Source organism: Pseudomonas sp. BIGb0381, from assembly GCF_024809815.1.
Lineage (GTDB): Bacteria > Pseudomonadota > Gammaproteobacteria > Pseudomonadales > Pseudomonadaceae > Aquipseudomonas.
In genome coordinates this window covers 143,554-164,915 of the sequence record NZ_JANUEN010000004.1, presented here as the reverse complement: position 1 = coordinate 164,915, position 21,362 = coordinate 143,554, and the positions used below count along the sequence as shown (strand labels likewise).

The following is a 21,362-nucleotide window of genomic DNA, read 5'->3' as shown; positions in this document are numbered from 1 at the left end:
CCTTTCCCCTTTGAACGAGAGGCCCACATGACGCCATTGCGACTCAAACCCCTGACGGCCCTGGCGCTGACCGCCCTGTGCGGCGCGCTGCTGCCAGGCCTGGCCCAGGCCGCCACACCGCAACCGGGCAAAGTGTTCAAGGACTGCAAGGACTGCCCGGAAATGGTGGTACTCCCTGCGGGCACCTTCACCATGGGCACACCGGAAGACGAAGTCGGCCGCGAGCCGGACGAAGGCCCGATGCATGACGTGACCTTTGCCAAGCCGTTCGCCATGAGCCGCTTCCACATCACCGCCGCTGAATGGGACAGCTATATCCGCCAGACCGGTGTGAAGATCGCCGACGGCGACACCCGCCCCGGCCGCGAATGCATCGCCAGCAAGCCGCGCTACCCCCAGGGCCCGCGCCAGCCGGCGGTGTGCATGGACATGGACGACATCAAGCACTATGTGGCCTGGCTGTCGAAAAAGACCGGCCAGCATTACCACATGGTCAGCGAAGCCCAGCGCGAATACGCCGCGCGCGCCGGTTCCACCGGGCCATTCCCCTTCCCGTTCGACGAGGGCAAGGGCTACAGCATCGCCGAGCATGCCAACACCTACGGGCCGGCGGACGGGTACAGCTATTCTTCGCCCGTAGGCAGCTACCCGCCGAATGCGTTTGGCATGTACGACATGCATGGCAATGTCTATGAGCGGGTGGCCGACTGCGAGCACCCCAACTATGTCGGCGCGCCGACGGATGGCAGCGCCTGGATGGAGCCGAACTGCGAGGGCTACATGATTCGCGGCAATGACTGGGGCGAGGCGCCGGTGTTCTCGCGTTCGGGCAACCGCAACACCATCTATCCGCAGACGCGGGGGGATTGGATTGGCTTCAGGGTAGTGCGCGATCTCTGAAGCTGACGGGATTTAATGTGGGGGGCTTGCTCCCGATGGGGTGCGGCAGTCGACATCGCCATTGACTGATACTCCGCCATCGGGCGCAAGCCCCCTCCCACAGTCAAATCGTGCGTGGCTTAGACCCCCTTCTGCGCCAACAACTCCAGGCCTTCATGCAGCGCCGGGAACAGGCTGTTGTTGAAGTTGTTCCAGCGCAGCTCGAGGATGGTGTCGTCCGGCGAGATCTCGGTCTTGAGCACGTCGTGGAACACTTCGCCGGAGTCGATGCCGTTGTCCACGTAGTGGAACGATGCGCCAGTGAGGTACAGCGGTTCACACGGCTGCGTCTGCTTGGTCGCCCAATCCACCACGGCTTGTCCACGGGCACCGTACAAGGCATTCCAGGTGGCGTAGGCACCCCGGCGCTCATAGGGCGATTCGATACGGGTGATACCGGGGTGAATGTTCATGATGCGACGGGCAAACGGCGCACCGGGGCGCACCAGTTCGTCCAGGATCACCAGCAGGCCGTCCAGCACCACGATATCGGCCTTCAATTCCACCAGCGTGTCATGCAGGCGGCGTTCGAAATCCTGCTTGCCGGCGATATGTTCGGCGCTGCCCCGTGGCAGGCGGCGATAGGTGGACGGCACGCTCAGCAGCAGATCGTTGACCAGGTTGCCCTGTACCTGCAAATCCGCCGGATAGAGCCACTGGCGCCCCGGTTTATAGGCAAAGCCGTAGTCGGCCACCAACTGCTGGTCGCGCGGGTTCTGCTCATCGTCGTCATACACCACGCCCACCAGGTTGTAGGCGTCGCCCAGGGGCGTGTCGTTCAGCGCTCCCGCCAGGGATTCCAGCACCGACATCATGTAGCGCTCATGGTCCTTGTACGCCACCGGCTGCCCGGCCTTGTCTGCGGCGGCATTGCGCAGGGACCACACGTACACCAGGTTCTTTTTCGTCATTGTTTCGCTCTCGCTGGAAAGATCAGGCACGCGCCGATACGCGTGCGCCTACACCACAAGAACGAACCAGCCGCCGGGCAATTTATCCACCCACCACACCGCCGGGCATGCCGAGGTAAATAGTCGCGTCAATCTTTCGTTTGTCATGGGTAAGGGTCTGTGTGCCCAGCCCCCTCTTTTTCACTTTCCGGGAAGTACTTATGACCGACCCCAAGCGCGGCGCCTTCAAAGGTTTGCTTGCATTGCTCAGGCCGTTTCGCACCATCGTGACGGTCTCCATCGCCCTGGGCATGGCCGGCGGCCTGGCCATCACGCTGTTGCTGGCGACCATCAACAACGCGCTGCACTCCTCCACCGGCATGACCCAGGGCGTGATCCTGAGCTTTGCTGCACTTTGCGTGCTGGCGCTGAGCAGTTCGATCGTCTCCGATATCGGCACCAACTACGTGGGCCAGCGGATCATTGCCGCCCTGCGCAAGGATCTCGGCGAAAAGGTGCTGTCGGCGCCCATAGAGCAGATCGAACAGTATCGCTCCCACCGCCTGATCCCGGTGCTGACCCATGACGTCGACACCATCAGCGACTTTTCCTTCGCCTTCACCCCACTGGCCATCGCCACCACGGTGACCCTGGGCTGCCTGGGCTACCTGGCGTACCTGTCGGTGCCAATGTTCCTGATGATGGTGGTGGCGATCATCATCGGCAGCAGCGTGCAATTCATTGCCGGCGCCAAGGGCATTCGCGGCTTCGACGAGGCCCGCGACCAGGAAGATGAGCTGCAACGCTACTATTCGGCGATCGCCTCCGGCGCCAAGGAGCTGCGTATCCACCGGCCACGGCGCTACCGCATGAACACCCACCGCATCCAGGAAACCGCCGACCGCATCAGCGATATCCAGGTGCGCTCGGTGAACATCTATATCGTCGCCAAGACCTTCGGCTCGATGCTGTTCTTCGTGGTCATCGGCCTGGCGCTGGCGATGCAGGCCTATAACCCGAACCCTGACCCGGCGGTGATCACCGGTTTCGTGCTGGTGCTGCTGTACATGAAAGGCCCGCTGGAACACGTGGTGGGTTACCTGCCGATCATCGGCAAGGCGCGCATTGCGTTTGCGCGCATCACCGAACTGTCCGAACGCTTCTCCTCGCCTGAACCGCACTTGCTGATGGACGGCAGCGAAGCGCCGACACCAGTAGTGCACAGCCTGGAGTTGCGCGGCGTGAGCTACAGCCCGCCGCCGGTGGAAGGCAGCCAGCCGTTCCACCTGGGGCCGATCAACCTGAGCATCAAGCAGGGCGATATCGTGTTTATCGTTGGCGAGAACGGCTGCGGCAAGACCACCCTGATCAAGCTGCTGCTGGGCCTGTATCAACCCCATACCGGGGAAATCCGCCTCAACGGCGAAACCGTGACCGACCCGGCGCGCGACGACTATCGACAGTTGTTCACCACGGTATTCGCCGACTACTACCTGTTCGACGACCTGGTCCAGGGCAGCGCCACTCAGTCGTTGGACAGCGCTGCCAAGTACCTGGAGCGCCTGGAAATCGCGCACAAGGTCAGCGTCAAGGACGGCGTATTCAGCACCACCGACCTCTCCACCGGCCAGCGCAAGCGCCTGGCACTGGTCAACGCCTGGCTGGAAGAACGCCCGGTGCTGGTGTTCGACGAATGGGCCGCCGACCAGGACCCGGCCTTTCGCCGCGTGTTCTACACCGAGCTGCTGCCGGACCTCAAGCGCTTGGGCAAGACGATCATTGTGATCAGCCATGACGACCGCTACTTCGATATCGCCGACCAGCTGGTGCGCTTGAGTGCAGGGAAAGTCGTTGCGGAGTTGGAGCCCGCATAATTTTTTCCGGTTTATGCGAGTGCGAACGTCTCATATGCAGCAATGAGAATTAACCGCATTAAGTACCCATCTGCCAACACTTAAAAAGAGAAACAACACCATGCCAGTACGGCTTGCCCTCAGCCCATTGAGCACCGCACTTTCCATGCGGCGGGCCCTGAAATTCAACGCTCTGCCCAATAGCCTGGCCCTGGCGGCCAGCCTGTCGATGGCGGGTTATGTGCAGGCGCAAGAGTTCGAATTGAACATCCCCGCGCAGCCGTTGAGTACTGCGCTGCAGGTATTTGGCCAACAGACCGACCTGCAAATCCTGTACAGCCCGGAAACCGTGCAAAACAAGCACAGCGTGGCGGTCAGCGGCAAGATGGACCCGGTACGGGCAATCGAGCAAATGCTGGGAGGGACCGGCGTCAGCTACAGCCTGCAAGGCAGCTCGATGATCATCAACGCGCCCAGCTCCGGTAGCGGCGCCCTCGAGCTTGGCGCCACACAGATCAACGCCAACCAACTGGGCACCATCACCGAAGGTTCCGGTTCCTACACGCCAGGCACCATCGCCACCGCCACCAAGATGGTACTGACACCGCGCGAGACGCCGCAGTCGATTTCCGTGGTCACCCGCCAGACCATGGACGACTTCGGCCTGAACGGCATCGACGACGTGATGCGCCACACACCGGGCATCACCGTCTCGACCTTCGACAGCGAGCGCACCAACTATTATTCCCGGGGCTTCCCGATCCAGAATTTCCAGTACGACGGCGTGCCGACCACCCGCAACGAAGGTTACTCGGCCGGCCAGACCCTGAGCGACATGGCGATCTACGACCGCGTCGAAATCCTCAAGGGCACCACCGGCCTGATGACCGGCGCCGGCGGCCCGGGAGGCACCATCAACCTGGTGCGCAAGAAGCCGACCGCCGAGTTCCAGGGGCATGTGGGCCTGGGCGCCGGCTCGTGGGACAACTACCGCTCGGAGCTGGACGTGAGCGGCCCGCTGACCGAAAGCGGCAACGTGCGCGGGCGTGCCGTGGCGGTGTACCAGGACAAGCATTCGTTCATCGACCACTATGAACGCAAGACCAATGTCTACTACGGCATCCTCGAATTCGACCTGTCACCGGACACCCTGCTGACCGTCGGTGCCGACTATCAGGACACCGATCCCAAGGGTTCGAGCTGGTCCGGCAGCCGCTCGTTGTTCGATGGTGCAGGTAACGAGATCAGCTTTAACCGTGGCTACAACAATGGCCCGAAATGGAGCAGTTGGGGCCAATACAGCCGCAGCGTTTTCGCCACTCTGGAACACGCGCTGGATAACGGCTGGATCGCCAAGGCCAACTACAGCAACCAGCTCAATGGCTACAACGCGCCACTGGGTTACGCTTCTCCAAAGCAAAATTCCACCGACAGAGCCTCGGTGTATGCCGCCAAGTACACCGGCAAGACCATCAGTAATAACGGCGATTTCTATCTCTCCGGGCCGTTCAGCCTGGGCGGTCGCGAGCACCAGTTGGTGGTGGGGGCATCGGTTTCGCGTTCGCACTGGGAAGGCAACGACTATTTCAATGCGACCTACAAGGACAGTAATGACTTCCCTCTTTATTCATGGGACGGTGACAGCCTGGAGCCGGATTGGGGCCGCGCTACCGAGAAAGACGACATCACCCGCCAGGCAGCGGTCTACTTCTCGACACGTCTGAGCCTCACTGACGACCTGTCCCTGTTGCTCGGTTCGCGCCTGACCGACTACCGGCTGACCGGCACCAACGACTCGCGCGAGACCGGCAAACTCATCCCGTATGCAGGCGTGGTGTACGACCTTAATAAAAACTTCTCGGTGTACGGCAGCTATACCTCGATCTTCATGCCGCAGCAGCTACGGCCCGACCGCAACAACAAGATGGTCGAGCCTGACGAAGGCGAGAACTATGAACTGGGTGTGAAGGGTGAGTTCTATGACGGCCGCCTGAATGCCAGCCTCGCCTACTTCGAGATTCATGAGTCCAATCGCGCCGAGGAAGACACCGAGTACAACAACAATATGCCGGCCAACTCGCCTGTCGAGTGGGCCTACATGGGCGTCCAGGCCAAGACCAAGGGCTATGAAGCCGAGATTTCCGGTGAGCTGCTGCCAGGCTGGCAGGTGCAGGCGGGCTACACCCACAAGGTGATCCGCGATGACGATGGCAAGAAGTTCTCCACCTGGGAACCTCAGGACCAGCTCAATTTCTACACCAGCTACAAGCTGACCGGCGCCCTCGACAAGCTCACCCTCGGCGGCGGTGCGCGCTGGCAAGGTGAGGCGTGGCAGGATGTCTACAACCGCGGCAAGAGTGTCACCCAGCGGTTCTCCCAAGACCCGTACTGGCTGGTCGACGCCATGGCGCGCTACCAGATCAGCAAGAACCTCTCCGCCTCGATCAACGTCAACAACGTGTTCGACAAGCGCTACTACACCAACATCGGCTTCTACACGTCGTCCTACTCGGGCGACCCGCGCAACGTGATGCTGTCGACCCGCTGGGACTTCTGATCTAACCCCGGCAACCTCCAGACACCCTGCGCAGCCCGCCTGCCCAGGGTGTTTTTTATGGGCGATGCTTCGCCGCCCCTCCCCCCACAGCCCACCCACAAAAAAGCCCCGGCTCACACCACTTGAGCCGGGGCTTTCTGTCCAAGCGACGGTTACGCCATGGCTGTCACCAGGCTGCGTACAAATTCGGCGTTGTCGATGATGCGCTCATGGTCCACCTCAATCACCACCGACCGCACCACACAGCCCTCGCCAATCACCCGCTGCATACTGGCCTCGATCATCGCCCGGTGCTGACCGGCCCGGCTCATGGCGGCCCACCAGCAACTGACAGGCGCCTTGAGTGGCTTGAAGTCAGCCTGCTCCATGCGCTTGACCAACGTACGGTCGACGTCCCAGGACACCTGCGCTTCGTTGCCCTCCAACAGCGCTTGCCTGATGTCGAGGAAGGCGTCACCCAAGGTGGCCTCGGCCCATTCGACGAAGCGTGCCCATTGCGTGTCTTCATCGGCGTGGGTGGCCTGCACGTCCTGCCAGGTGGCATGGACAGCCTCTGCAAACGCTGGGAACATCACTCCGAGCAAGTCCACGCGCCGTTCGTTGTCGGATATCTCGCTGTCGTCAGTCACGATTGCCGCTTCCCAGTACGGGGTGAGCCAGCGCGGCGGCGACGAATCGATCCAGCCGACAAACTCCACCTGTCGGCCCGCCTGTTCCAGGTGATAGGCAACCTCTACCGCCAGGTTGCCGCCCAACGACCAGCCCGCCAGGCGGAAGGACCCTTCGGGCTGGGCCTCCAGCAATTGCGCGGTGTAGTCCTCGACCATGCCGGACCAGGCCGGCACTTCGGCGCCCTCCTCGGCCAACGCACGACAGATCACCCCGACCACCGGCCGCTGTTCACGCAACGCCAGGGCGATGGCCTTGTAGCAATGCACCGAACCGTAGCTGGGGTGGAACAGGTAGAGCGGCGTGCCTTCGGTGCGGCTGTTGAGCGGCACCAGCAGCGAGCGGCGAGTGGTGCCTTCGAGGCAGCCGACCTGCGCGCGCACGGTCGGGTTGAGCATCAACTGGCTGACCGAAAGGCCGATACCGCTGGCCTTGCGAATCCGTTCCTTGAGCATCAGCACCAACAGCGAGTGGCCGCCCAATTCAAAGAAGTTGTCATTCATCCCGACGTGTTCCACACCGAGCACATCGGCCCAGATCGCGGCGACGCTCTGTTCAAGCTCGGTCCGTGGCGCTTCAAACCGCTGGGTCGACTGCGTGTCCGGCTTCGGCAATGCCTTGCGGTCCAGCTTGCCGTTGGGGCTGAGGGGCATCTGTTCCAGCAGCAACCATTGCGTCGGCACCATGTAATCCGGCAACTGCACAGCCAAGTGTGCACTGAGGGTTTCACGCCAGCCCTCGCCCTGCTCCTGCAAGACCAGGTAACCCACCAGGTGCTTGCCGTCCACCGCCAGCACCGCCGCCTCGCGCACCGACTCGTGCTCCAGCAGGCGTGCTTCGATTTCACCCAGCTCGATACGCAAGCCGCGCAGTTTGACCTGATGGTCGATACGCCCGGCGTATTCGATCACACCGTCAGGGCGGTAGCGCGCCAAGTCACCGGTACGGTAGAGGCGCTCGCCCTTGATGAACGGATGCGCGATAAAGCGCTCGGCGGTCAAGCCCGGACGCCGGTGATAACCGCGCGCCAGGCCCACGCCGCCCAGGAACAGTTCACCCAGCACGCCGGCCGGTACCGGCTCGAAATGGCTGTCCAGGACATAGCAGCCCAGGTTGGCAATCGGCTTGCCGATCGGCACCGCGTCGCGGCCTTCATCCACGCACGTCCAGTGGGTCACGTCGATGGCCGCTTCGGTCGGGCCATACAGGTTGTAAAGCGCGGCATGCGGCAGCTTGGCAAACACTTGCTGTTGCGCGTCCACCGGCAACGCCTCGCCACTGCACACAATGCGCTGCAGGCTGGCGCAGGAAGACACGTTCGAATCCTGCAGGAACGCTTGCAGCATCGACGGCACAAAATGCAGCGTGGTGACCTGTTCACGCGTGATCAGGCCGACCAGTTTGTCCGGGTCGCGATGGTCCCCCGGTGCGGCGACCACCAGGCGTGCGCCGGTCATCAGCGGCCAGAAGAACTCCCACACCGAGACGTCGAAACTGAACGGGGTTTTCTGCAACACGGTGTCGCGGGCATCCAGCGCGTAGGCCTCCTGCATCCAGCACAGGCGGTTGGTCAGTGCGCAATGGCGGTTGCCCGCGCCTTTGGGTTGCCCGGTGGAACCCGAGGTGTAGATCACGTAGGCGAGGTTTTCACCGTCCAGGGCGAGCCCTGGGTTCGCGTCGCTGTAGCCTTCGCACCCGGCGTCGCCCAGCACCAGGGTTTCCAGGCCTTGGGGAATCGGTAATTGCTCAAGCAAATGGGCTTGGGTCAGCAGCAGTTTCACGCCGCTGTCGTCCAGCATGTAGGCCAGGCGCTCACGCGGGTATTCGGGGTCCAGCGGCACATAGGCACCACCGGCCTTGGGCACCGCGAGCAGGCCGACGACCATTTCGATGGAACGCTCCACCGCCAGGCCTACCAGCACGTCCGGGCCTACGCCGGCTTCGATCAGGCGATGCGCCAGGCGGTTGGCGCGGCGGTTCAACTCGGCGTAGTTCAGGCGCTGCGCGCCAAATACCAGGGCGGGAGCCTGCGGCGTCAGGGCGACCTGATCTTCGATCAATTGGTGCACACCGCGTGGCAGCGGGTACTCGCGCGCCGTCGCATTCCAGTCCTCGACGATCACCTTGCGCTGTGCCTGCGGCAGGGATGGCAGGTCCGCCAGGCGCTCCACCTGCGGCAGAGTGAGTGCCTGCAATACCTGCTCGAAGTGCTCGGCCAGATGGACGATGTCCTGCTCGCCGAACGCAGCCGGGTCGTAGTTGAACTCCACGGCCAGGCGTTCACCCATGGCCAGCAATACGGTCAAGGGATAGTGCGTCTGTTCCAGGCTGTCCATCGCGCCGAAACGCAGGCCCGCCGGGGCGCCCTGCTCCAGCGCCGCCGACACCGGGTAGTTCTCGAACACCAGGATGCTGTCGAACAGCGCTTCGCCACCGAGCCCGGCCCAACGCTGAATGTCGAACAACGGCGTGTGCTCCTGCTCGCGCAGACGCAGGTTTTGCCCCTGCACCTGCTGCAGCCAGGCGTCCACGCTCAACTGCGGGCTCGGCGTCGCCACCACTGGCAAGGTGTTGATAAACAAACCGACCTGCTGCTCGATGCCCGGCAACTCGGCCGGACGTCCCGCCACCGTCGCACCGAACGCGACGGTGTCCAGGCCGGTATGCCGTTGCAACAGCAGGAGCCAGGCACTTTGCACCAGGGTATTGAGGGTAACCTTGCGCCGCTGGGCAAAGGCCTTGAGCTGCTCGGTGGCCGACTGCTCCAGCACCAGCCGGTGAATGCCGTTGACCTGGGAAACACCCTGCTCGCGCCTGGCACCGCGCGACAGCCGGGTCGGTTCCTGCATCCCCGCCAGCTGCGCCTTCCAGAAGGTTTCGCTGGTGACCGGGTCCTGTGCCTGCAGCCAGGCGATGTAGTCACGGTAACGCCCGTTCGGCGCGCGCAACACCTCGCCGGCGTACTGCTGCAGCACCTCGCCGAACAACTGCGATGAACTCCAGCCATCCATCAGGATGTGGTGGTTGGTGTAAATCAGATGATGGCTGTCGGCACCGGTATGCACCACCACCAGGCTCAACAATGGGGCCTGCTCAAGCACAAAGCCTTCGGCCCGGGCGGCTTCGGCCAGTGCGTCGAGTGCTTCGGCGCGGTCCGCGCGGTGCTGCCAATCGTGTTCGAGCAAAGGCACCCGCACCGTCTTGTAGACCACTTGCAACGGCTGCTCCAGCTCGGTCTGCCAGAGGAACGCCGTGCGCAGGATATCGTGGTGTTCCACGGCAACCTGCCAGGCCGCCTGGAACCTGCTTACATCCAGCCCTTGCACATCGACGCGCATCTGGTTGATGTAGTCGCCGGAACCCTGTCCATACAAGGATTGGAACAGCATGCCCTGTTGCATCGGTGACAACGGGTAGATGTCCTCGACCCGGTTCAACGGCAACGACAGGCCATCCAACTGTGCCTGGCTCAAGCGCGCCAATGGGAAGTCCGACGGCGTGGCACCGGTGTTTTCAGGCTGGCAGCAATGCGCGATCAGTGCCTTGAGTTCCTGGGCATAGTCCTCGGCCAATTGCTGGATGCTGGCCGGGTCGAACATCTGTTGGCTGAAGCTCCAGGTCAGGTTCAATTCGCCGCCAAACACCTGGCCGTTGATTTCCAGCCAGTTGCCCAAGGACGCCTCAGGGCTTTGATCAGCCCCGGCAGCGTCACCGGAAGGCGCAAACAGGCCCTGCTCCTCGCTGTCATCAAAACTGGCATCGAACTGGCCCAGGTAGTTGAACGTAATGCGAGGCTGCGGCAAGCCCGCCAGGGCTTCACGAACCTGCGGTTGCCCCAGGTAACGCAAGGCACCAAAGCCGATGCCTTTGTCGGGAATGGCGCGCAGTTGCTCCTTGATCCCCTTCAACGAGTCCGTCAGGGTCAGGGCCGGCGTCAGTTTGACCGGGTAGAGACTGGTGAACCAGCCGACGGTGCGCGTCAGGTCGATATCGTCGAACAGGTCTTCGCGGCCATGTCCCTCCAAACGGATCAGGGTCGACGCATGCCCGGTCCAGCGCCCAATCACTCGGGCCAGGGCGGTCAGCAACACATCGTTGATCTGGGTGCGATAGGCCGCCGGTGCGTCCTGCAACAGGCGCCGGGTGTGGGTGGTATCCAGATGCGTGGTCGCACTGCCGGCATGCCGGTTGCTCAAGCTGGCGCCCGGCCTGGCAGCTGGCAGGTCGACCTCGGCGCCGTGCAACTGCGCTTGCCACCATGCCAGTTCGCCGGTCAGCGCATCGCCCTGGGCGTACTGCTGCAGTCGGTGTGCCCAGTCGCGGGTGGAGCTGGTCTTGGCCGGCAATGCCACGGCAACGCCACGGGCGAGCTGCCGGTAAGCCGTTTGCAGGTCCTCCAAAAGGATCCGCCACGACACACCATCCACCACCAGGTGGTGGACCACCAACAGCAAGCGCTGTGCACCACCGTCCAACTCGACCAGCACCGCCCGTATCAGCGGGCCGTAGCCCAGGTCCAGGCTGCGTTGTGCCTCTTCACCCAAGGCCGCGAGTTCGTCGATGTCCTGCAGCGTGCGGTGCCACAGAACGGCATGGGCCTGGTGCTGTTCGGCACCGCGATAGACGCCCTGCCAGCCATCCGCACCGTCAACGAACTGCGAACGCAACGCATCGTGATGCACGATCAACGCCTGCAAGGCCTGGGTCAGCGTCGTGGCGTCGAGGTGTTCATGGGGTTGCAATACCACCGATTGGTTCCAGTGATGACGCTCGGCGATCTCATCGGCGAAGAACGCTTGCTGGATAGGCAGCAGCAAGGTTTCGCCACTGAGCGCGGCCTGGCTGATCGTCACGCCTTCGACGCCTTGGCGCGCGACACCGGCCAGGCTTTGTACGGTCTGGTGCTGGAACAGGTCCTTGGGCGTGAACCGAATACCCGCCTGGCGAGCACGGCTGACTACCTGGATCGAGATGATCGAATCACCACCCAGCTCAAAGAAGTTGTCGTTCAGGCCCACTTGCGGCAGGCGCAATACCTCGGCCCAGATCGCGGCAATCTGCTGCTCCAACTCGCTCTGCGGAGCCACATAGGCTTGTTGCAACAGGCTGGCGTCGGGTTGCGGCAAGCCCTTGCGGTCGAGCTTGCCGTTGGGGGTCAGCGGCATTTGCGCCAGGAACATGAAGTACGTCGGCACCATGTAATCCGGCAGGCGGGTTTTCAGGGCACGGCGCAGGTGGTCGCGGAACTCGGCTTCGTTGACCAGGCTGGCGTCGGCCGGCACCACGTAGGCCACCAGCTGTTTGCCGGTCGGGCCTTCCTGGGCCACCACCACGGTTTCGCCAACGTTGTCCTGCTCGCGCAGGCGCGCTTCGATCTCGCCCAGCTCGATACGGAAGCCACGGATTTTCACCTGATGGTCGACGCGACCGAGGTAATCCACCACGCCATCCGGGCGCCCACGGGTCAGGTCGCCGCTGCGATACACACGACTGCCGGGCTTGCCGAACGGGTCCGGCACGAAGCGCTCGGCGGTCAGCGCCGGACGTTCCAGGTAACCGCGGGCCACGCCCTCGCCGCCCAGGTACAGCTCACCGGCGACGCCGATGGGTTGCAGGTTGAGTTGCGCGTCCAGCACGTAGCCGCTGCGGTTGCCCAGCAGCGTGCCGATTGGCGCGTAGACGGCGCCGCAGGGGTCGCCTTTGCGCGCCTTCCACAACAGTGGCGTGACCACGGTTTCCGTCGGGCCGTAACCGTTGAACAGGTAGGTCGGCTTGAGCGCGCGCCAGGCCAGGTCATAGCTGGCCTGGGCCACTGCGTCGCCGCCAAAGCAGTAGACCCTAACCTTCGGCGGGTTGCCGTCACGCTCGGCATGTTCGGCCAACTGCTGCAGGTACACCGGAGGGAACACCGCCATGGTCACGTTGTGACGGTGCATCTGTTCGTAGGTGTACTCGGGCAGCCATAGGCTGTCGTCACGGATCAGCACGCTGGCGCCATTGATCAGCGGGTGCATCCAGCCTTCGTGGGAGCCGTCGAAGGCGAAGGACATGAAGTGCAGTTCGCAATCGGCCGGGGACGTTTCATAACGCTCGCCAGTGGCAATGATATGCGCCACCAACGGCCCATGAGAGACCGCCACGCCTTTGGGCATGCCGGTGGATCCCGAGGTGTAGATCACGTAGGCGAGGTTGTCGCCGTCCAGCGTCACGTTTGGCGCGGTGTCGCTGTAATCGGCCCATTGCTCGGTGCGATCAATCGCCAGGCTGTCCAGGCCTTCGGGAATCGGCAGTTGCGGCAACGCACTGGTGTGGGTCAGCAGCAACTTCGCGCGGCTATCCTGCATCATGTACAGCAGGCGATCACGCGGGTATTCGATGTCCAGCGGCACGTAGACGCCGCCGGCTTTCATCACCGCCAGGAACGCCACCATGATTTCGGCGCTGCGCGGCATGGCGATGGCCACACGCACTTCGGGGCCGACGCCACGGGCGATCAGGGCGTGGGCCAGGCGATTGGCCTGGCGGTCAAGCTCGCCGTAGCTCAGGGTTTGCGCGTCGAATTTCACCGCGACTGCATCCGGTTTTTCCCGGGCACGGTCGGCGACCAGTTCGTGCACCAGGCGCTCGGCTGAGAAGCCGGCAGCGGTTTGATCCCACAATTGCAGGATCTGCTGGCGTTCGGCCGGGTCCAGCAGGTTCAACTCGCCGATGCTGTGCTGTGGGTGCGCAACCATGCCCTGCAACAGGTTCTGCCAGTGGCGCGCCATGCGCTCGATGGTCGAGGCGTTGAACAGGTCGGTGGCGTAACCCAAGGTGGCCCAGATGCTGTCGGTGCCTTCATGCACATCCAGGTCCAGGTCGAAATGGGCGGTCTGGCTCTCCCATTCCAGGCCTTCGACGCGCAGTGCGGACAGCGCGTGTTCGGCGCCGCCCAGGCGCGCTTCGGTCTGGTGGTTGAACATCACTTGGAACAACGGGTTGAGGCTCAAGCTGCGCTCGGGTTGCAGCGCCTCCACCAGTTGCTCGAACGGCAGGTCCTGATGGTCCTGGGCCTCCAGCGCACGCTGGCGGACCTGCTGCAACAGTTGCGTGACCGAAGTCTGCTCATCGATATCGGCCTTGAGCACCTGGGTGTTGACGAAGAAGCCGATCAGCCGCTCGGTCTCGACCCGGTTGCGGTTGGCAATCGGCACCCCGACGCGCACGTCTTCCTGGCCGCTGTAACGGTGCATCAGCGCCTGGAACGAGGCCAGTAACAGCATGAACAGGGTCACGCCTTCGCGTTGCGCCAGGCCCTTGAGGTCGGCAACCAGCGCGGGCGGCAGCTCGACATACAGGCGCGCACCACGATGGCTTTGCTCGGCCGGGCGCTGGTGGTCGAAAGGCAACTCCAGCACCGGTTGCTCGCCGCCCAGCAAACCTTGCCAGTACGCCAGCTGCCGGGCTTTTTCGCCCGCGTCCATCCACTCGCGCTGCCAGCGGGCATAGTCGGCGTACTGGATCGGCAAGGCCGGCAGTTGCAGATCCAGGCCCTGGCTGTAGGCGCTGTACAACTGCACCAGCTCATCGACCATGATTTGCATCGACCAGCCGTCGGAGACGATATGGTGCAGCACCAGCACCAGTACATGCTCGTCCTCGCCCTGGCGCAACAACGTGGCCCTGAGCAATGGCCCGGCCTGCAGGTCGAACGGGCGGGCGATCTCGGCTTGGACCTGGGCCTTGAGCCGGGTCGGGTCGCTCTCGACCAGAACGATGTCGATCGTGGCCTGCGCCGCAATCACCTGCACGGTCTGCTCATCACCCTGATGCAAATGGGTGCGCAGGCTTTCGTGGCGCGCTACCAGCGTGTCGAAGCTGCGTTGCAGCGCGTTCAGGTCCAACCGGCCCTTGAGGCGCAACGCGCTGGGCACATGGTAGGCGGCGCTGTCGGGCTCCAGCAGCCAGAGGAACCACTGGCGCTCCTGGGCATACGACAACACCAACGGCACATCGCGGGAAGACGGCACCAATGCCGGCGCCGTCGAACCGCCCCGCTTGCCCTCGGTATGCACGGCCGCGACAAAGCCGTCGAGGCGCGGTTGTTCGAACAGCACGCGCAGCGGCAACTCGATCCCCAGGTTATGCCGCAGGCGCGACGCCACTTGCATGGCCAGCAAGGAATGGCCGCCCAGCTCAAAGAAATGATCGGTCAGGCCAATACGTTCGGCACCGAGGATATCCGCCCAGATCTCGGCAACCTGCTGCTCCAGCACACTGACCGGCGCTACCCAACTGTGCAGCGCCTGGCTCGCATCCGGGCGTGGCAAGGCATGGCGATCCAGCTTGCCATTGGGGCTCAATGGCAGTGCCTTCAGGAACATGAAGTGCGCCGGCACCATGTAGTCCGGCAGCTCATCGCGCAAGGCCGCGCGAAGCTGCTCACGCAGTGCGTCCTGCTCGGACTCGGCCGTGGAAGTGACGAGGTAGGCGATCAGTTGCTGGTCGGCAGCAATCACCAGCGCTTCGCGGACCGCATCCTGGGCCAGCAGGCGCGATTCGATTTCACCCAGTTCGATACGGAAGCCACGTACCTTGACCTGATGGTCGATACGCCCGATGTACTCGATCACGCCATCGGCGCGGTAGCGCGCCAGGTCGCCGGTGCGGTACAGGCGACCGCCGCCAGCGGGGTCAAAAGGGTCGGGAATAAAGCGTTCGGCGGTCAACGCCGCGCGGTTGAAGTACCCCCGCGCCAGCAATGGCCCGCCGATCACCAGTTCGCCGGCCACGCCCACGGGCACCGGGTTGAGGCTGGCATCCAGCAGGTAGATGGCACGGCCGTCCAGTACGCGACCAATCGGCATCATTTGCGTGACGGCTTCGCTGCCATCGACATAACCCGCACAATCGAGGGCCGTGACCGTGACGGTCGCCTCGGTGGGACCGTAGGTGTTGAGCAGACGCACATGGCCCAGCCCGGCATCGCGCCAGGAGGCCAAACCTTCCGGCGGCATGGCTTCGCCGCCCGCATGCACCTGGCGCAACCGCCCATAGTCCCGCACACCGCGCTCGGCAAAGTCCCGGGCGATCAGGTGCCAGTAGGCGGTGGTGAGGTCGACCACCGAAATCTCATGTTCGATCAGTTGGGTGTAGAAGGTGTCGCTGTCCCACAGCTCGCCGCCACGCACCACCACCGCAGCCCCGCAGCAGAGTGCCGGGTAGAGTTGCTCGACGAAACCGTCGAAGTTGAACGTACCGAATTGCAGCACGCAGTCTTCGGCGGTCAGCGCAAACACCTCGATAAACACCTCGACGTGGCGTGCCAACGACGCCTGGTCGATGCCCACGCCCTTGGGCCGCCCGGTCGAACCCGAGGTGAACATCAGGTAGGCCAGGTTGGCCGGGAACGCGCGCACCTCGGGGTTGCTCGACGGGTACTCGGCCAACCACTGCGGATCGCACTCCAGGCAGATCAACGCCAGGTCGGCACTGATCGGCAGGCGCTCCAGCAACGGCTGCTGGGTCAGCAACAGCTGCAAACCGCTGTCTTCGATCATGCATTGCAGGCGGTCGCGGGGGTATTGCGGGTCCAGCGGCACATAGGCGCCGCCGGCCTTGAGCACGGCCAGCAGGGCCACGATCATTTCCAGCGAACGGTCCACGGCCACGCCGACCAGGCTGTCGGCGCCCACGCCCTGCTCGATCAGGGCGTGGGCCAGGCGGTTGGCGCGCTGGTTGAGGTCGGCGTAACTCATGCGCCGCTGATCCATGATCAGGGCGACGGCGCCGGGCCGGCTCGCCACCTGCTGCTCGAATTTAACCAGCACGCTGCTGTGGGCGGCACGCGCCGGCTGCGGCGGGTTCCACCCATAGAGCATCTGCGCTTGCTCATCGCGGCCCAACATCGGCAGGTCGGCGACACACTGCCGGGCCGTGCCCACCACGCTCTTCAGCAGGTTTTGCCAATGCGCGGCGAAGCGCTGCAGGGTACTGGCGTCGAACAGTGCGGTCGCGTAGGTCAACGAAGCGTGCAGGCCCTCGGCAGACTCCTGGGTGTCCAGGCTCAGGTCGAAATGCGCCGTATGGCTGTCCCACTCCAGCCCCTGCACCTGCAGCCCAGGCAATTGCTGGCTGCTACGGTTGGCATGGGCGTCGGACTGGTGATTGAACATCACTTGGAACAGCGGGTTGTGGCTCAGGCTGCGCTCGGGTTGCAGGGCCTCGACCAACTGTTCGAAAGGCAGGTCCTGATGGGCCTGCGCACCCAACGCGTGCTCCTTGACCTGCTGCAACAGCTGGGCAAAGGTCATGTGCCCGTCGATCTCGGCCTTGAGCACCTGGGTATTGACGAAGAAGCCGATCAGTTGCTCGGTTTCCAGACGGTTACGGTTGGCGATAGGCACGCCGACACGGATGTCCGACTGGCCGGTGTAGCGGTACAACATCGACTGGAAGGACGCGAGCAGCAGCATGAACAGGGTCACGCCTTCGCGCTGCGCCAGGGCGCGCAAGCCTTCGACCACGACGGGCTCAACCAGCACATCCAGGCGTGCGCCTTCGTAACGTTGCATCGCCGGGCGCGGGCGGTCCAGTGGCAGCTCCAGTACCGGCTGCACATCACCCAGGCGCGCCCGCCAGTAGGCCAATTGCCGGGCTTTTTCGCCCGCCTCCATCCAGCCACGCTGCCACTGGGCGTAGTCCGCGTATTGAATCGGCAGCGGCGGCAGCATTGGCTCCAGCCCCTGGCTGTAACCGGCATACAAACTCACCAGTTCATCGACCATGACCTGCATCGACCAGGCATCCGACACGATGTGGTGCTGGACCAGTATCAGCACATGCTCGTGCTCGCTCAGTTGCAGCAGCTTGATGCGCAGTAACGGGCCGGCCTGCAGATCGAATGGCCGGGCGATTTCGCGCTCCACCCACCCCTGCAATTCGCCGGAGGTGGCTGCGCCCACGACCTGGTGTTCAATCACCGGCGCAGCCTGTTCGAGCACGCGCTGAACGGTCTGGCTCACGTCGGAAAAAAACACCGTGCGCAAGGTTTCATGGCGCTGCACCAGGGTGTCGAACGCACGTTGCAGGGCCACACGGTCAAGCGCACCCAACAGGCGTAGCGCGGCAGGAATGTGATAGGCCGCGCTGTCGGGTTCCAACTGCCAGAGGAACCACTGGCGCTCCTGGGCATACGACAGGGCCAACGGCTGTTCGCGATCCGCACGGGTGATCTGCGCGACCTCGGCGCGTGCATCCCCCAGTGCCGCCACGAAGGCGCCCAGCACCGGTTGTTCAAACAGGCTTTTGAGCGCCACCTCGATACCCAGTGCCTGGCGCACACGCGACACCATGCGGGTCGCCAGCAGCGAATGACCGCCGAGTTCGAAGAAATGGTCTTCCAGGCCCACCTGCGGCACGCCCAGCACCTCGGCCCAGATCGCGGCCACATGCCGGGCTTTCTCACCGACCGGCGCCACATAGCGTTTTTGCAGCAGGCTGGCGTCTGGCTTGGGCAGCGCCTTGCGATCCAGCTTACCGTTCGGTGTCAGCGGCAGGCGTGCCAGGAACAGCATGTGCGCCGGCACCATATAATCCGGCAGCACCTCGCGCAGCGCGGCCTTGAACGTTTCGCGCAAGGCGCCCTGATCGGCTTCCGGCGTCGAGTTGTCGGTCACCAGATAGGCCAGCAACTGGTCGTGCTCGGCCACCACCACGGCTTCGCGGATCGCATGCTGCTCACGCAGGCACGCCTCAATCTCTCCCAGTTCTATACGGAACCCACGCACCTTGACCTGATGGTCGACGCGGCCGATGTACTCGACCACGCCATCCGCGCGATAGCGCGCCAGGTCGCCGGTGCGGTACAGGCGTTCGCCGTTAGTAGCGAACGGGTTAGGCACGAAACGTTCGGCAGTCATCGCTGCGCGGCCGTGGTAACCACGGGCCAGGCCGACACCGCCGATCAGCAGCTCACCGCTGGTGCCTACCGGGCTCGGGGTGAGCTCGGCATTGAGGATAAACAACGAGGTATTGGCGATTGGCCGACCGACAAACGGCAACGGTTCAACCAGTAGATGGGCCGCCGACCAAATAGTGGTTTCGGTCGGGCCATACAGGTTCCACACCGTGCCCTGCTGGGCCAGCATGCGCTGCGCCAGGTCGGCCGGCAGCGCCTCGCCACCGCACAGGCACTTGACCCCGCGCAGCAAGGCGCGGCGTTCGCTGTCCAGGAGCATGCGCCAGCTCGAGGGCGTGGCTTGCACCACACTGATCGCTTCGCGCTGCACCAGATCCAGAATCGCCTCGGGGTCCAGGGACACGTGCTTGTCGGCCAGTACCACCGTCGCACCTGTCGCCAGCGGTACGTAGAGTTCCAGGGCAAAGATATCGAACGAGAACGTCGTCAACGACAACAGCCGCGCGTCAGCGCCAATGGACAGGGTGCTGGCCATGCCATGGGTGAAGCTGCTCAGTGCGCCATGACGCACCATTACGCCCTTGGGCTTGCCGGTGGAGCCGGAGGTGTAGATCACATAGGCGAGGTGTTCGCCCGTCAGTTCGATGTCGGGGTTGGCGCTGCTGTAGCGCGCATCTTCCTGTGGGTCCATGAGCAGCAATTGCTGGTCAGCCGCCAGTGGCAGGCGTTCGTGCAGGTCGCCGGCAGTCAGTAATACGCGTGCGCGGCTGTCTTCGAGCATGAACGCCAGCCGATCCGCCGGGAACTGCGGATCGAGCGGCACATAGGCACCACCGGCCTTCAGGGTTGCCAGCAAGGCCAGCACCATGTCCACCGAACGGTCCAGGGCAATGGACACCAGCACGTCCGGGCCAACACCGGCGGCACGCAGGCGATGGGCCAGGCGATTGGCACGGCGGTTCAGTTCTGCGTAGCTCAGCGCCTGGCCATTGCAGACCAGCGCGATCGCGTCCGGACGGGCCTGGGCCTGGGTTTCCAGCAAATGGTGTACACCCACATCCTGCGGGAACGCCTGGTGCGTGTCATTCCAGGTATGCACCAGTTGCTGCCACTGCGTATCGTCCAGCAACGGCAACTCGCCGACCCGGCCGTTACAATCCTGGACCACCAGGTGCAACAAACGGTGCCAGTGGCCGAGGAAACGTTCCAGGCCCGGCGCATCAAACACGTCGGTGGCATAGGTCAGGGACGCCTGGATACCATCAGCCGATTCCTGGGTGTCGAGGTTGAGGTCAAACTGCGACGTCTTGCTTTCCCACTCCAGCCCTTGTACTTGCAGGCCCGTGACGCTGCCGCCGCCGCGTTGGGTGTCGGTCTGGTGGTTGAACATCACTTGGAACAACGGGTTGTAGCTCAGGCTGCGCTCGGGCTGCAGCGCTTCCACCAGTTGCTCGAACGGCAAGTCTTGATGGGCCTGGGCCTCGACCGCACGTTGGCGGGTTTGCTGCAGCAATTCACGGAAGGTCATCTGGCCGTCGATATCGGCCTTGAGGATTTGCGTGTTGACGAAAAAGCCGATCAGGCGCTCGGTCTCCACCCGATTACGGTTGGCCACCGGCACGCCGATGCGGATGTCACCCTGGCCACTGTAGCGGTGCAACACGGCCTGGAACGACGCCAGCAACAGCATGAAGACGGTCACACCTTCGCGCTGTGCCAAGGTCTTGAGGGCCGCCACCAGCGAGGTTTCCAGGGTCAGGTCCAGCCTGGCCCCGCGGTAGCTCTGTACCGCTGGCCGCGGGCGGTCCATGGGCATTTCGAGTACCGGCTGCTCGCCGCCGAGCATGCCTTTCCAGTAACCCAACTGGCGCTCACGCTCGCCCGCCTCCATCCAGCTGCGTTGCCACAGCGCGTAGTCGGCGTACTGGATCGGCAAGGCCGGCAGTTGCAGGTCCTGGCCCTGCACATAGGCGGCGTACAGCTGCACCAGCTCGTCGACCATCACCTGCATCGACCAGCCATCGGAAACGATGTGATGCTGCACCAGCACCAACACATGCTCCTGGGGCGCCAGGCGCAGCAGCTTGACCCGCAACAGTGGACCTTGCTGCAAATCGAACGGCTGGGCGATCTCGGCTTCCACCAACGCCTTGAGTTCGGATTCCTCGGCGTCGACCAGGTCGATCTCCACCCGGACCTGATCGGCAATCACCTGCAGGGCGCTGTCGCCGTCCTCCTGCAAATGCGTGCGCAGGCTTTCATGGCGCATCACCAGTGTGTCAAAGCTGCGCTGCAACGCGGTCACGTCCAGCTGGCCAGTCAGGCGCAGGGCCCTTGGCACGTGATAGGCAGTGCTCTGCGGCTCCAACTGCCACAGGAACCACTGCCGTTCCTGGGCATAAGAGAGTCGAAGGGGCTCACCTTCCTGGCGCTTGAAAACCGGGGCAATCTCAAACAGGTTGATGCCTTGCTGCTTGAGCATTACCGCCAACGCTTTCTTTTGTTGCGCTGAAAGTGACCCTACCGACTCGATTAATGCTTGCACGCCACGCCCC

5 protein-coding genes are annotated in these 21,362 nt (G+C 63.6%); 3 read left to right on the top strand and 2 right to left on the bottom strand.

What is annotated here, in order from left to right; all coding sequences use genetic code 11:
• Positions 1–27: 27 nt before the first annotated feature.
• Positions 28–900, top strand: a complete 873-nt coding sequence (locus M2397_RS14095) for a formylglycine-generating enzyme family protein (RefSeq protein WP_259243695.1) — start codon at positions 28–30, stop codon at positions 898–900.
• Positions 901–1,019: 119 nt separating this feature from the next.
• Here M2397_RS14095 and M2397_RS14090 read toward each other — a convergent pair whose 3' ends face one another.
• Entirely contained in the window at positions 1,020–1,850 is an 831-nt protein-coding gene (locus tag M2397_RS14090; protein ID WP_259243693.1) for a N(5)-hydroxyornithine transformylase PvdF, read from the bottom strand.
• Positions 1,851–2,050: 200 nt separating this feature from the next.
• Here M2397_RS14090 and M2397_RS14085 point away from each other — a divergent pair, with 200 nt between their 5' ends.
• Both M2397_RS14085 and M2397_RS14080 read left to right on the top strand, forming a co-directional pair.
• Entirely contained in the window at positions 2,051–3,703 is a 1,653-nt protein-coding gene (locus M2397_RS14085; protein ID WP_259243691.1) for a cyclic peptide export ABC transporter, read from the top strand.
• A 100-nt stretch (positions 3,704–3,803) separates the two neighbouring features.
• The gene (locus M2397_RS14080; RefSeq protein WP_259243690.1) at positions 3,804–6,239 is read left to right on the top strand and encodes a TonB-dependent siderophore receptor; all 2,436 of its coding nucleotides are present in this window, start codon (positions 3,804–3,806) and stop codon (positions 6,237–6,239) included.
• A gap of 152 nt (positions 6,240–6,391) precedes the next feature.
• On the opposite strand, the gene M2397_RS14075 is transcribed toward M2397_RS14080, so the two are convergent.
• The gene (locus M2397_RS14075) at positions 6,392–21,352 is read right to left on the bottom strand and encodes a non-ribosomal peptide synthase/polyketide synthase (RefSeq protein ID WP_259243689.1); all 14,961 of its coding nucleotides are present in this window, start codon (positions 21,350–21,352) and stop codon (positions 6,392–6,394) included.
• Between the last annotated feature and the right edge of the window lie 10 nt (positions 21,353–21,362).